10 protein-coding genes, 1 tRNA gene and 1 pseudogene are annotated in these 13922 nt (G+C 71.6%); 4 read left to right on the top strand and 8 right to left on the bottom strand.

All coding sequences use genetic code 11. From position 1 onward, the window contains the following. Positions 1-35: 35 nt before the first annotated feature. Both cobF and ACIPRD_RS06270 read right to left on the bottom strand, forming a co-directional pair. Positions 36-809, bottom strand: a complete 774-nt coding sequence (cobF, locus tag ACIPRD_RS06265; protein WP_401560400.1) for a precorrin-6A synthase (deacetylating) — start codon at positions 807-809, stop codon at positions 36-38. A 332-nt stretch (positions 810-1141) separates the two neighbouring features. Beyond that, positions 1142-1663, bottom strand: a complete 522-nt coding sequence (locus ACIPRD_RS06270; RefSeq protein ID WP_401560403.1) for a DUF309 domain-containing protein — start codon at positions 1661-1663, stop codon at positions 1142-1144. 101 nt (positions 1664-1764) lie between these two features. Here ACIPRD_RS06270 and ACIPRD_RS06275 point away from each other — a divergent pair. After that, positions 1765-1838: transfer RNA gene (locus ACIPRD_RS06275), tRNA-Pro, on the top strand. 256 nt (positions 1839-2094) lie between these two features. On the opposite strand, the gene ACIPRD_RS06280 is transcribed toward ACIPRD_RS06275, so the two are convergent. The 3 genes and pseudogenes from ACIPRD_RS06280 to ACIPRD_RS06290 all read right to left on the bottom strand — a co-directional run bounded on the left by ACIPRD_RS06280 (position 2095) and on the right by ACIPRD_RS06290 (position 4235). Further along, on the bottom strand, positions 2095-3078 hold the full coding sequence (locus ACIPRD_RS06280; protein ID WP_401560406.1) for a GNAT family N-acetyltransferase: 984 nt from the start codon (positions 3076-3078) through the stop codon (positions 2095-2097). A 70-nt stretch (positions 3079-3148) separates the two neighbouring features. Continuing rightward, positions 3149-3364: pseudogene (locus ACIPRD_RS06285) on the bottom strand (transposase); the annotation flags it as partial. Further along, a complete protein-coding gene (locus tag ACIPRD_RS06290) occupies positions 3351-4235 on the bottom strand; it encodes a helix-turn-helix domain-containing protein (protein ID WP_401560409.1) in 885 nt (294 codons plus the stop codon). The pseudogene ACIPRD_RS06285 and the gene ACIPRD_RS06290, both read right to left, overlap by 14 nt. 181 nt (positions 4236-4416) lie before the next feature. On the opposite strand from ACIPRD_RS06290, the gene ACIPRD_RS06295 reads away from it, so the two are divergent. Together ACIPRD_RS06295 and ACIPRD_RS06300 are read left to right on the top strand one after the other, a co-directional pair. Further along, positions 4417-5328 carry an alpha/beta hydrolase gene (locus ACIPRD_RS06295; RefSeq protein ID WP_401560412.1) on the top strand — a complete coding sequence of 304 codons (912 nt, stop codon included), beginning with the start codon at positions 4417-4419 and terminating at the stop codon, positions 5326-5328. Between the two features lie 79 nt (positions 5329-5407). Next, a complete protein-coding gene (locus ACIPRD_RS06300) occupies positions 5408-6337 on the top strand; it encodes an alpha/beta hydrolase (protein ID WP_401560414.1) in 930 nt (309 codons plus the stop codon). 230 nt (positions 6338-6567) lie between these two features. Here ACIPRD_RS06300 and ACIPRD_RS06305 read toward each other — a convergent pair whose 3' ends face one another. Then, positions 6568-7593 (bottom strand): helix-turn-helix transcriptional regulator, encoded by a 1026-nt coding sequence (locus ACIPRD_RS06305; protein ID WP_401561841.1) that lies wholly within the window; start codon positions 7591-7593, stop codon positions 6568-6570. A 68-nt stretch (positions 7594-7661) separates the two neighbouring features. Here ACIPRD_RS06305 and ACIPRD_RS06310 point away from each other — a divergent pair, with 68 nt between their 5' ends. Then, positions 7662-8936, top strand: coding sequence for an MFS transporter (locus ACIPRD_RS06310; RefSeq protein WP_401560417.1), 1275 nt, complete (start codon positions 7662-7664; stop codon positions 8934-8936). 45 nt (positions 8937-8981) lie between these two features. Here ACIPRD_RS06310 and ACIPRD_RS06315 read toward each other — a convergent pair whose 3' ends face one another. Together ACIPRD_RS06315 and uvrB are read right to left on the bottom strand one after the other, a co-directional pair. Then, positions 8982-11630, bottom strand: a complete 2649-nt coding sequence (locus ACIPRD_RS06315; RefSeq protein ID WP_401560420.1) for an ABC transporter — start codon at positions 11628-11630, stop codon at positions 8982-8984. Between the two features lie 225 nt (positions 11631-11855). Beyond that, positions 11856-13796, bottom strand: a complete 1941-nt coding sequence (gene uvrB / locus ACIPRD_RS06320; protein ID WP_401560423.1) for an excinuclease ABC subunit UvrB — start codon at positions 13794-13796, stop codon at positions 11856-11858. Positions 13797-13922 lie beyond the last annotated feature (126 nt).

A 13922-nucleotide genomic window follows, 5' to 3' on the forward strand; every position in this document is an offset into this window, starting at 1 on the left:
CGGGTACGTCCCGGCCATCGAGGGCGAGTGCGCGTTCAGCCCTCGGCGGGGTTCCGGCGCAGCAGGTACGTGTCCATGATCCAGCCCTTGCGCTCGCGGGCCTCGGCCCGCAGCCGCTCGATGCGCGGGGCGGCCTCGGCGATCGGTCCGGACACGAGGATCTCGTCCGGAGTGCCCAGGTAGGCGCCCCAGTAGATGTCGATGTCGCCGTCCGTGTACTCCTGGAAGGCCTGGTGCGCGTCGAGCATCACGACGATGTCGTCCACGCCGTCGGGGAAGCCCTCGGCGAGCCGCCGCCCGGTGGTGATCTGCACCGGACGCGCCACCCGGTTCAGCCCCGTGCGGTGGCGGGCGACCAGCGTGGAGACGCTGCTGATCCCGGGGACGACGTCGTACGCGAAGTCCACCGCCCCGCGTTCCAGCACCTCTTCGAGGATGCCCAGCGTGCTGTCGTACAGGGAGGGATCGCCCCAGACCAGGAACGCGCCGGTGGCGTCCTCGTCCAGTTCCTCCGTGATGAGCCGCTCGTAGATGGCGGCGCGTGCGCTGCGCCAGTCGCCGACGGCCGGCGAGTACGCCGCCCCGCCCGCCTTCCGGTCCCGCTCCGGGTCCCGGACCGCCACGATCCGGTACGACCCCTCGGGCAGATGCGCGTCCAGGATGTCCCGGCGGAGCTGCGTCAGATCACTCTTGACCTCGCCCTTGTCGAGCAGGAAGAACACGTCGGTGCCCCGCAGGGCCTTGACCGCCTGGAGGGTCAGCTGGTCGGGATCGCCCGCGCCGATGCCGATGACATGAATCGTTCGCACGCCCCGAGTCTGCCGCATGCCCCCGGAGACCCGTCCACCGCCTCCACGAGGCTCGGTGCGGCGGGCCCGGCCACGCGCCGGCGCCCTCGTCCCGGCCGCCCCGGAGGCGCCGGGCCCCGGCCCACCCCGGCTGCCCGGAGCCTCCCGCTCGGCCGCCCCGGCACCTCCACCTCGGGACCTCCACCTCGGGACCTCCGCCCCTGTGGCGCCGCCTCGGGAGCTCCGCCCTTGTGCCGCCGCCTCGGGACCTCCGCCCCCTGCCTCCGTCTCAGGACCGCCGCGCCTCCCGCGCCTCCGCCCCCCGTGCCTCCGCCCTTCGTGCCTCCGCTCCCTCAGCCGCCCAGACGCGGTGCCTCGGCGGCCGCGTCGACGGGGTCGGTGCCGTGCTCGACCCGCCCCGCCAGTTCACGGGCCCAGTCGGCGAGCCCGGCGAGATCCACGCCGTAGGGCCGGTCCTCGCCCGGTCCCGAGGCCCACGCCTCGACGGCGCCCGCACCGCGCCGCAGCAGCCGCGCACCTCCGGTGGTGTTGCCGCGCGCGGAGTGCGTGAGGCCCACCGCCAGCTGGGCCATGCCGCGCCACAGGGCGCGCTCGTGCTCGGGACCCGACTTCCAGGCGTCCTCGAACACCTCGTGCGCGTGGAACGGCTTCCCCGCCGCCAGCAGCGCCCGCGCCTCGGCGACCGTCTCCTCCGGGGTCCGCACGATCCCCTCGGGCTGCCGCTCGACCCCCGCCGAGCCGTACGGCAGGGGCCGCCCCAGCCCGTCCCGGGGCCGCGCGTTCCGCGCGCGCCCGTCGTCGTCCCTGTCCCGGCCGCCCGCCGGGCCGCCCGCCGCGGTGTCCGTGTCTCCCATGGCACCGATTGTCCTCCGCGCGGGGCCGTCTTCGGATCAGCCCCGTACGTGGGGTAAAGTGCTGTTCACGCGATCACGCGGGTCACCGCGAGTGAGCGCATCGGGACGTGGCGCAGCTTGGTAGCGCACTTGACTGGGGGTCAAGGGGTCGCAGGTTCAAATCCTGTCGTCCCGACTTTTCGAAGTCGCAGGTCAGGGGCCGTTTCGGAGAAATCCGGGACGGCCCCTGAGCCGTTTTCGGGGACCAGTTGGGGACCAGCCACCTTGACCGCGTCAGCGGGCGGCGACGATCGGGTGCGGAACGGTCCGCGGGGATCGACGTCATCAGAGCGCTGAACGTCCAGGACCTGGAGTCCTTGAGCGACGTCGTCGAGCAGATCGAGGAACAGTCGAATTTTGTGGACCGACCGGACAGTCCGATGACCGGTCGATCAAGCGAGCGGCTTGCGGTAGCGGACGTACTCGTTCCGTCTCCGGAACCCCACGCTCTCGTAAAGATCGTAGGACCGGTGCGGATTCGCCGTGCCCGTGTACAGCCTGGCAGTCGTCGCACCCTGCTCACGTAGGCTTCGCAGCCCGTCCAGCAGCAGGATCCGGCCGATTCCGAAGCGTCGCTGGTCCGTTCGGACACTCAGCTCTTGCACCTCGCCCACGGTGTGGTCGTGGCTGCGGATGGAGCAGAGGGCCACGCCGAGCATGTCCTGCCCGTTCCAGGCAGCCCTCCAACATGCAGGGTCGGCGGTGTCGACAAAGTCCCGGAAGGGCCATTTCTGAGTGAAAGCGGTGTCCGCATACGAATCGACGACCGTCCTCCAGGCCGCACGGTAGTGGCTGGTCCCGATCGGCCCCGTCCTTATGCCGGCCGGGAGTTCGCTGCCCGGCTCGGGCAACTGCTGCAGATCGCCCAGCTCCAGCTCGACCAGACTGAAGACACGTCGGTAGCCGGCTGCGAGCAGAAGCGCCGTGGCGTCCTGCGCGGAGGCCATGGCGTTCGCACCGATCACTGCGGTCCGCGCCGTGCCATGTTCGTCGACGAGCTGGCGGATACGCTCTTCGGCCCAGCTCAGCATGGCTGATCCGATGCCCTGGTCGCGATGCTCGGGCAAGAGGTGACCGCGGTGCAGGTAAAGCCACGTATCGTCCCGCTCCTGCCACCACCGGATCGTCGAGTAGCCGACGACGCTCCCGTCGCGTACCACCAGGACCTGGTTCTTGGACGGCTCGTCCAGCTCGGCGGATGCCTCGGCGATCTCGGCCGCTGTCGGGAGCCCTTCCACGATCGAACGGGCGTCGACCCGGTCCCGTTCGACACATCCCAGCCGCACCGCGGCCATGGGGCCGTGGTCCTCGTCGCCCCGATACGGCCGGAACCCGAAGCCGGCCGGGAGGCCCTGTTCTGGCGTGTCTTCGGACATGATCGGATGATCTCGAACGTCGAGGCAGGTCCGCCATCCTGTTCAAGATCCATGCCGCGTTCGTCTGCGGCCGTTCGTGGATCCAGTGCTCGGCGGGGAAGTCGTAGAGGGCCAGTAGTCCGTCCCCGTCGTCGGTGATCTTCTTGACGGCCTTGGGGAACTTCGCGCCGTACTGTCCGGCGAACGCGGCGACGGCCATGGCCGCGTGCTCGCGGTCTTCGGTGTTGTAGGTGTCCTGGATGGCCTTCTTCGCCGCGGGCTGGGCCGTCCGCTCAGCGTTGCCCAGGCTCTGACCGGTCCGTTTCCGCTTCCCGCGTGCCCGTCGTCCACGAGGCGAGTATCCGCAGGGCGTCGTGGGAGGGGGTGCCGGGTTCCGCGGTGTAGGTGACCAGTTGCTGGTCGGGGTCGGTGGCGCAGGTGAGGGTGTTCCAGTCGAGGGTGAGGTCGCCCATGACCGGGTGGTGCAGCACCTTGGTGCCCATCCCGCGGGTGGCGACGCGGTGGGCGCCCCACCAGCGGCGGAAGTCCTCGTCGCGCAGGGAGAGTTCGCCGACCAGGGCGGTCAGCCGAGGGTCCTCGGGGTCGCGGGCCGCCTCCATGCGGAGCTGGGCGACGCCGGTCTGAGCGACCTCCGGCCAGTCCCGGTAGAGGGCGCGGACCGCGGGGTCCAGGAAGACCATGCGCACGTAGTTGCGCTGCTTCCCGGGGATGTGGTCGAAGTCGCCGAGGAGCGCGCCGGCCAGCGGATTCCAGGCGAGCACGTCCATGCGGCGGCCCAGGACCATGGCCGGGACGTGGGACAGGTCGTCCAGCAGCTGGCGCAGTTGCGGCTGGACCTTCTGCGAGGTCTGCCTGCGCGACCGGTGCGTGTCCTTTCCGGCCAGCTCCAGCATGTACGCGCGTTCGTCCTCGTCGAGCCGCAGGACGCCGGCGATGATGTCCAGCACCGCGGCGGACGCCTGGCGGCGCCCCTGTTCCAGCCGCGTGTAATAGTCGGTGCTGATCGAGGCGAGCAGGGCCACCTCCTCCCGGCGCAGACCGGTGACGCGGCGCCGGCCTCCGCCGCTGTCCGCCAGCCCCACCATGGCCGGGCTGAGATCCATCCGCCGGGCCTTGAGGAAATCGCCCAGCTCGTTTCTGCGCGTACTGCTGCTCATGCGGACGATTCTGCCAGGGCGGGCCCTTTCCGAGAGGGGGACGGTTTTGTCCCTGGACAGGAGTGGCCCATTTCGCGGGTGTCCTCCGCGTGCGAATGTCGATGACGTGGCCGGTGGCGACGAGATCCACATTTCGGGACCGCCGGCGATTTCCCCCCTGCACGAAGGAAACACCGAAGACATGAAGCAGAACGTCGCTTTCGACAGCGCCGGCCTAGAACTGGCCGGGACCCTCTTCACCCCGGACGGACACGGCGGCGACCCGCTGCCGGCCGTCGTCGTGTCCCACCCGGCGGGCGGTGTGAAGGAGCAGACCGCGAGCGTCTACGCCGAGCGCCTGGCCCGTGAGGGCTTCGCCGCTCTCGTCTTCGACGCCGCCTGCCAGGGCGACAGCGAGGGCACCCCGCGCGGTCTGGAGAACCCCTTCCAGCGCGCCGAGGACGTCCGCGCCGCCGTCACCTACCTGACCACCCGCGACGACGTCGACCCCGCCCGCATCGGTGCGCTCGGCATCTGCGCCTCCGGCGGCTACGTACCGTTCGCCGCCCAGACCGACCACCGCGTCAAGGCCGTCGGCACCGTCAGCGCCGCCGACACCGGCGACCTGTTCCGTCGTGGACTCGGCCGCACCCAGGGCCCGGAGGTCCTCCAGGCCATGCTCGACCGGGCCGGCGCCCTGCGCACCGCCGAGGCCCGGGGCGAGGCCCCCACCATGCAGAACTGGGTACCCGAGTCGCAGGAGGGCCTGGAGGAGGGCACCCTGTGGCGCGAGGGATCCGAGTACTACTACACGGACCGCGGCCGGCACTGCCGCTCGAACACCGGCTGGGTGCTGCGCAGCATCGACCAGCTCGCCCAGTACGACTCCTACGCGATGATCCGGCTCATCGCCCCCCGGCCGCTGCTGATGGTCATCGGCTCGGAGGCGGACACCGCCTACTTCAGCCGTGAGGCGGTCGCCGAGGCCGGTGACAACGCCGCGCTGTTCGTCGTCGACGGCGCCACGCACGTCGACCTGTACGACAAGGACGAGTACGTCACCCCCGCGGTCGCCGAGCTCACCCGGTTCTTCGGCGAGCACCTGGCCGCCTGAACCGAACCATGCCCGAACCATGCCCACGAGCCGCCCTCCCCGCGGCGGCTCGCGGTGAAAGCCAAGAAGAGGCGGAACCATGCAGAAGGAATCTGTACGTTTCAAGAACCGCACCTGGGACGTTGCGGCCGACCTGCGCCTGCCGGACGGGTTCGACCCCGCGAAGAAGTACCCGGCCATCGTCTGCGGTCACCCGATCAGCAGCTGCAAGGAGCAGACTTCGGGAAGCGTCTATGCCGAGCGGCTGACGGAGCTGGGATACGTGACCCTGGCGTTCGACGCGTCGTACCAGGGCGAGAGCGGAGGTGAGCCCCGCTACCTGGAGGACCCCGCCACGCGTGTGGAGGACTTCCGCTGCGCGGTGGACCACCTGGTCACACTCGACTACGTGGACGAGGACCGCATCGGTGTCGTCGGCGTCTGCGGCGGTGGCGGCTACGCCGCGAGCGCCGCGATGACGGACCACCGGATCAAGGCGCTCGGCACCGTGGTCGCCGCGAACTACGGCCGGATCATGCGCGAGGGCGGTCTGACCCCGGACGCGGCGATCGCGGCGATCGAGGCGATCGGCAGGCAGCGTACGGCCGAGGCGCGTGGCGCCGAGCCGGTGGTCACGACCTACATCCCCGACTCCCCCGAGGAGCGCGAGAAGGCGGGCATCGGGGACGTGGACATCGTCGACGCCGTCGAGTACTACCGCACGCCCCGCGGGCAGGACCCGAACTCGCCGAACAGGCTGCGCTTCTCGGGCCTCGGCGCGGCGATGGGTTTCGACGCCTTCCACCTCGCCGAGGTGCTGCTGACGCAGCCGCTCCAGGTCATCGTCGGTGACGTGCCGGGCGCCTTCGGGTCGTACCGGGACGGGTTCGAACTCTTCGACCGGGCCCGCTCGGACAAGAAGGACATCTTCGTCGTCCCGGGCGCGAGCCACTACGACCTGTACGACCGGCCGAAGTACACCGCGCAGGCGCTGGAGAAGCTGGAGTCCTTCTTCGCGGAGAACCTGTAGCCGCCAGGGGAGGCCGCCTCGGTGGCCTCCCCGCCCTGTGCGTGAAAGCGCCCGCCCGCCCCCAGGCCGCCCGGGCGCTTTCGCGCCGCCCCGCCTTTATGCGAATGAAAGGAGGGAACGCGCGAGGGAAAATCGCATTCTTCAGCAGGGGATCGAAACCCACAGGGCAATGGTTCGTTCCGCGGGAAAGGGCGGACGGCGCGGGACCGCCGGGAATCGTCGTCCCGCTTTCATGGACCCGGCTCCGCCGGCGCGGACCGACGCGGATCCTGGTGGAGGCACAGGAGTTCGGCGGCGGCGTTCGCCACCGCCCGGCGCAGGTCCGGTGGTTCGAGCACCTCCACGCCCGGACCGAGCCGGAGGACCTCGCCGACAGCGTGCTCCACCGACTCGACGGGGACGACCGTGCGCACCCGGCCGTGACCGTCCGGCGGCTCCGCGTGCGTCCTGGCGGCGTCCAGGACGGCGGCTTCCGCCAGGTCCGGGAGGCGCTGCCACGCCTGGGCCGAGAGCCGCAGCACGGCGTGGCCCCGGAACCGTCTCGCGTCGAAGTCCGCCATCCAGGCGCGCCAGTACCCGGCCAGGTCGAAACCGGCGGGCCGGTCGAAGGGCTCGCCGTCGTCGACCGTCAGCCGGAGGATCTGCGAGATCCGGTAGGTGCGTATCGCGCGTGCCGCGTCCTGTCCCGGCGACTGCGCCACCAGGTACCAGGTCCCGGCCTTCAGCGTGATCCCGAGCGGGCGCAGCTCCCGCTCGACCTCCTGCGGCTCGGCCCAGCGGCGGTAGAGCAGCCGCAGGGTCCGCTGGTTCCACACCGCCCGCGCGACCGCGGCGAGGTGCGGGACCTGATCGGCGTCGCGGTACCAGGGCGGTGTGTCCAGGTGGAAGCGCTCGCGGACCCGCGCCGACCGCTCGCGCAACGCCGGTGGCAGGGCCGCGTCCAGCTTCAACTGTGCGGCCAACAGGTCGGCCCCGAGACCCAGTTCGGATGCGGGGCCGGGCAGTCCGGCCAGGGCGAGCGCGTCCGCCTCGTCGCCGTGCAGCCCGTTCAGCCGCGTCCGGTAGCCCTCGACCAGCGCGAACCCGCCCGCGTGACCGGACTCGCCGTAGACCGGGACACCCGCGGCGGAGAGCGCGTCCACGTCCCGGTAGACGGTGCGCACGGAGACCTCCAGCTCCGCGGCCAGCTGCCGGGCGGTCATCCGGCCGCGATTCTGCAGGAGCAGGACGAGGGAGAGCAGACGGCTCGCGGTCATGGCCATGGTGCCCATCCTCACCGACTCGGCTGACACACCGTGGCAGTGAAGATTCCTTCAATGGGCGCATGGTCATGGAACACCGCTCGCGACGCACCGGACGCCTCCTGGTCTCCGCCGCCTTCACCACCTCGCTCGGCAACAACGTCCAACTCATCGCCGGCACGCTGCTGGTGATCCGCACCGGTCACACGATGATGTCGGTGGGATGGCTGTTCATCGCCGTCGCGGTGCCGCAGGCCTTGCTCTCGCCCTTCTTCGGGCGGCTGGCGGACCGCGTCGACCGGCGCACGCTGTGGATCCTCAGCGATGCGGCGAGCGCGGTCACGGCGCTGGCGCTCCCGCTGTGGCTGTGGACCGCCCACGGCAGGGACACCGGGCCGGCGGTCTACGGCGCCGGTCTCGCCCTCGCCGTGCTCTCCGCGCTGTTCTTTCCGGCCAGTGCCGCGCTGATCAAGGAGAGCGTGCCCCCGGAGCGGCTGCGCGTCTTCAACGCCCGCTACGAGATGGCCGTCCAGACCGGCATGCTGCTCTCGGCGACGGTCGGCGGACTGGCCGTCCAGGCCTTCGGGGCCGTCCCCCTGCTGCTCTTCAACGCGGGGACGTTCGCCCTCTCGGCGACATGCGTGGCGGCGGTCGGGCGGTCCCGGCCGCGCGCGTACGAGGCTTCGCGGGCCCCGGTGGAAGAGGTCCGGGTGGCCGGACGGGACGGCACGGATGCCGCGCCCGGTGCGACGGGTGCCGCTCCGCCGCCGATGGTCTGGCTCATCGTGCTGTTCGCCCAGGGCAGCGTCGTCGTCACGGTGTTCAACGCCCTGCTGCCGAAGTTCGTCCTGGGCGACCTGCACCGGGGAGCGGGCACCCTCGGTGCCGTCGACGCGCTCGGCAGCCTCGGATTCCTGCTGGCCACGGCGGCGTACCGGTTCTCGGGCCGCCGGTTCGGCGACCTGCGGACCGCGGTGGCCGGGTTTCTCCTGTGCGGCGGACTGTTCGTGCTCCAGCCGCACTTCGGCGTGACAGGAGCGGCACTCCTGGTGCCGATGGGAGCGTTCGCCTTCGGCCAGGCGCGGATCGCGTCCCGCAACCTGCTGATGGCGCACGTGGGGACCGACGAGGCGGGGCGGGCCTTCGGTCTGGCCAACGGCGGGGGACTGGCCGCCACCGTGGTGGCCATGGTGCTGGTCTCCGCGGTCACGGACCGCACCGGCATCGCGACCGGCTTCGCCGTGACGGCCGCGCTGAGCGTGGCCGCGACGGCGGCCGCCGCCTGCCGCCTGTCCCGCGCCCGCGTCCGCACCCGTGTGACGGCTGTCCGCGAGCGGGAGGTGTCCCGTACGACCTGAGCCCTGCCGTCCGGTGGCCGTACGACGGGCGAAAGCATCGTGCCGCTATGGAAGTTGCGCCGGGCTGCCGTCCTCGGCCTCCTGTGCCGCGAGGCGGCGGGCCAGGTGGTCGGCGGTCGGGGTGCCGCCCGAGCGGGCGACGTCCGCCGGGCGCCCCTCGGCGACCACGCGTCCTCCGTCGTCGCCCGCCCCCGGCCCGAGGTCCAGGACCCAGTCCGCGGCGGCGACGGTGCGCAGGTCGTGCTCCACCACGACGACGGTGTTCCCGGCGTCCACCAGACGCTGCAACTGCCCGACCAGCAGGTCGACATCGGCGGGATGCAGTCCCGTGGTCGGTTCGTCGAGCAGATAGAGGCTGTGGCCCCGGGGCGCCCGGTGCAGCTCGCTCACCAGCTTGATGCGCTGGGCCTCCCCGCCGGACAGTGTGGTGGCACTCTGGCCCAGCGTCAGATAGCCCAGGCCGATGTCGGAGAGCAGGGTGAGGATGCGTGCGGCGGGCTGTACGTCGTGGAGGAACTCGCGCGCCTCGTCCACGCTCATCGCCAGCACGTCCGCGATGGTCCTGTCGCGGTGACGGACCATCAGGGTGCCGGGGTTGTAGCGGGCCCCCTCGCAGACCGGGCAGGGGGAGGTCTCGGTGGGGAGGAAGAGGAGTTCGATGCTGACGACTCCGTCGCCCAGGCAGTGCGGACAGCGCCCCTGGGTGACGTTGAAGGAGAACCGGCTCGCGGTGTAGCCGAGTTCCTTCGCGGCGGGCTGGGCGGCGAACAGCTTGCGGACGCTGTCGAACAGGCCGGTGTAGGTGGCGAGGTTCGAGCGCGGGGTGCGTCCGATGGGCTTCTGGTCCACGACCACGAGGCGGTCGATGTGCCCGAGACCGGAGCCGGACCGTACCGTCACCCGGTCCTCCTCCAGGTCCCACACGGGCACCCCGGCCTCCTCCTCGTCGGCGGTCTCCACCGACGCGGCGTTGCGGGCGATGTCCTCCTCGCTCTCTCCGGCGTGCAGGTGGTCGTAGACCGTCTCGGCGAGGGCGCGCCGCACGAGCGTCGACTTCCCGGACCCGGACACGCCGGTGACCGCGGTCAGCGTGCCCAGCGGGAAGCTCGCGTCCACGTCGCGCAGGTTGTGACCGGTGACCCCGTACAGGCGCAGCCATTCCTCCGGACGGCGGGGCTCGTCCGGTCCGGGCACGGTGGGCGGGGCCGGCCGGAGGTAGCGGGCCGTCACCGACTCCGGCGCCTCGCGCAGCTCGTGCGCGGGACCGTTGTAGAGGACACGGCCGCCGTGCCGTCCGGCGCCGGGCCCCATGTCGACGATCCAGTCGGCCGATTCGAGGACCTGCGCGTTGTGCTCCACGACGTAGACGCTGTTCCCGGCCCTTCGGAGCCGTCGCAGCGCGGTGAGCAGCATCTCGGTGTCGGCGGCGTGCAGGCCGGCCGAGGGTTCGTCGAGGACGTAGAGCACGCCGAACAGGCCGCTGCGCAGCTGGGTCGCCATGTGCAGCCGCTGCAGCTCGCCGCTGGAGAGGGTCGAGGTCGCGCGCCCGGTCGCGAGATAGCCCAGGCCCAGGTCGACGAGCGTGCCCAGCTGCTCCTGGAGACCGGAGACCAGGGCGTGCGCGGCCTGCCGGCGCTCGGCGGGCAGGGCGAGGGTGTCGGGATGGTCGCGCGCCGACTCCAGGAAGGCCGAGAGCTGCGTCAGCGGCATCGAGGTGGCGGCCGAGATGTCCTGCCCGGCGACGGTCACCTCCAGCGCCCGCGGATTGAGCCGCTTGCCGTGGCAGGTCGGGCAGACCTCCTGGGTCATGAAGGAGGCGGCCTTGGCCCGCAGATGCGCCGCCTTGGAGGTGGCGAAGGTGTGCAGCACCCATCTGCGGGGGCTCATGTACGTGCCCTGGTACGAGCGTTGGACCCGGTGCGCGTCACGGACCGGGTGCACGGTGACCGTCGGCTGCTCGTCGGTGGTCAGCAGCCACTCGCGCCGGGCGGCGGGCAGGTCGCGGAAGGGTACGTCGATGTCGACGCCCAGTTCGGCGAGGATGTCGCGGTAGTTCTTGCCCTGCCAGGCGCCCGGCCAGGCGGCGATGGCGCCCTCGCGGATGCTGAGGGAGTCGTCGCCGACGAGCTTGCCGTCGTCGACGGTGTGCAGGCGTCCCAGACCGGAGCAGGTCGGGCAGGCGCCCACCGCGGTGTTGGGCGAGAAGCTGTCGGAGTCGAGCGGCGCGGCGTCCCGGGGGAAGGTCCCGGCCAGGTCCTCGGGGGTCCGGCCGGCCGGATAGGTGCCGGCGCGGGAGTACAGCATGCGCAGCACGTTCGAGACGCGGCTGACGGTGCCCACCGTCGAGCGCGTGCTGCCCCCGCTGTGCTGCTGGCGCAGCGCGACGGCCGGCGGCAGGCCGGTGATCGAGCCGACCCGGGGTGCCGCGCCCTGGTCGATGAGTCTCCGGGCGTACGGCGAGACGGATTCGAGGTAGCGCTGCTGGGCCTCGGCGTAGAGGGTGGCGAACGCGAGCGACGACTTGCCTGACCCCGAGACCCCGGTGAACGCCACGACCTGGTCGCGCGGAACGTCCACGTCGACATGGCGCAGGTTGTGCTCGTCGGCTCCCCGGACCTTGATCAGCCCGTCGTCACCGGCGTCCTGCGGGGCGGTGTGCGAGGGTGCGGAAGCAGGAGGTGCCGATGGAGCCATGGCCACAACGTAGCCCAGCGGGTCGGAGCCCGCGGGAGGCGGATGGCGATCGGGTGACCGGGCCCGGCGCCGGCCGCGCACCGCCGCCGCGCGCGTACGACCGCCCGCTGTGCGTGTACGGCCGCCTGCTGTGCGCGTACGACCGCCCGCCTCGCGCGTACGGCCGTACGCCGCCCGCTTACGGCCGTCGTCCGCTCAGCCGCTGAGCCTCCTCACCCGGCCCGGTCAGGCGGCGTTCCGCCGGTCCGACGCCATCCCGCGGTTGTAGGACGTGCCGGTGGTCGGGTGCTGCGCCTGCGGGTACCGGGCGGCCACCGTGCCGCTGATCTTCTTGCGCAGGGCGGTCGGACGTGTCCCGTGGACGCGGTTGTGGTTCTCCTGGAGCGTGCGGCGCCGGTGGGTCTCGTCGATGGCGCGCTGCATCGACGCCGACGTCCGGTCCGCGTACATGTGCACCTCGCCGTCGGGATGGCGGGCCGCGCGGCCGATCATCTGGATCAGCGCGGAGTCGGAGCGGAAGAGGCCGTCCCGGTCGGCGTCGAGGATCGCCATCAGGGAGACCTCGGGCAGGTCGAGTCCCTCCCGCAGCAGGTTGATGCCGACCAGCACGTCGTACTCCCCGCGGCGCAGTTCGGCGAGCAGTTCGCCCCGGCGCAGGGTGCTGACACCGGAGTGCAGGTAACGGACTCGGATCCCCTGCCCCTCGAAGTGCTCGGTCAGCTCTTCCGACATCTTCTTGGTCAGGGTCGTCACCAGGGTCCGCTCGCCGCGGGCGGCCCGCTCGCGGATCTGCGCGACCAGGTCCTCCATCTGCCCGGCGCTCGGCTTGATCAGCACCCGCGGATCGAGCAGCCCGGTCGGCCGGATGACCTGCTCGACGACGGCGCCCCGCGCGGCGGTCAGCTCGAACCGGCCCGGGGTCGCGGACAGGTACACCCGCTGCGGGCACCGCGCGGAGAATTCCGGCCACGTCAGGGGACGGTTGTCCAGCGCGGACGGCAGCCGGAAGCCGTGCTCGACCAGCGTGCTCTTGCGCGCGGCGTCGCCGTGGCTCATGCCGGACAGTTGCGGCACCGTCACGTGCGACTCGTCGATGACGACGAGCAGGTCCTCGGGGAAGTAGTCGAGGAGCGTGGACGGGGGAGCGCCGGGGGCGCGTCCGTCCAGGTGCCGGGAGTAGTTCTCCATGCCGGAGGCGACCTGGGTGTGCCGGATCAGCTCGATGTCCTCCTCCGTCCGCGTCCGCAGGCGCTCGGCCTCCAGCAGCCTGCCGCCGCGGTGCAGCTCCCCGAGCCGCTCGGTCAGCTCGGCCTGGATGGAGTCGGCCGCCGCGCGCATCCGCTCGGGGCCGGCGAAGTAGTGGGTGGCGGGGAAGACCCGGGTCCGGTCGACGGCCTCGCGCACCTCCGCGGTCTCCGGATCGACGACGGTCAGCCGCTCGACCGTGTCGCCGAACATCTCCACCCGCAGCATCGTGCGGTCGTAGGCGGGGTGGATGTCGATGGTGTCGCCGCGGACGCGGAACCGGCCCCCGGCCGGCTCGCCGTCGGTGCGCGTGTACTGGATGTCGACCAGGGCCGCGAGCAGCTCCTCCCGGTCGACCGTGTCGCCCACCGCCAGCCGGAACGAGCGGTCGAGGTAGGACTGGGGGGTGCCCAGGCCGTAGATGCACGAGACGGACGCCACGACGATCACGTCGCGGCGGCTGAGCAGGGACCAGGTCGCCGAGTGCCGCAGCCGGTCGACCTCCTTGTTGGAGACCGACTCCTTCGCGAAGTACGTGTCGGTGCTCGGGGCGTACGACTCGGGCCGGTAGTGGTCGTAGAAGGAGACGAAGTACTCCACCGCGTTGTGCGGGAACAGCTCGCGCAGCTCGTTCGCGAGCTGGCCGGCGAGCGTCTTGTTCGGCGCGAGCACGAGGGTGGGCCGCTGGAGCTTCTCGATGAGCCAGGCGGTCGTCGCGGACTTCCCGGTGCCCGTGGCACCGAGGAGGACCACGTCGCTCTCGCCGGCGCGGACGTGCGCCTCCAGCTCGGCTATCGCCTTCGGCTGGTCGCCGGAGGGGGTGTGGCGGGAGACCACCTGGAACGGCCGTCCGGCCCGTACGACCTCGTCGGCGGTGTGCTCGGCGAGCGTGATGCGCCGGTTCTCGGAAGGGAATGCCATGGGGTGGTCGCTCCTGAACTCGATGTAACCGCACAGAAGCGGACAAACGCTAACTAGACGGTGTCCAGTTTGTGCTTTTGTTCCAATCTTGTCAATGGCAAGTATCTTGCCGGTGACCAGTTCGGG

It is taken from the genome of Streptomyces sp. NPDC090108 (assembly GCF_044747185.1).
Classification (GTDB): Bacteria; Actinomycetota; Actinomycetes; order Streptomycetales; family Streptomycetaceae; genus Streptomyces.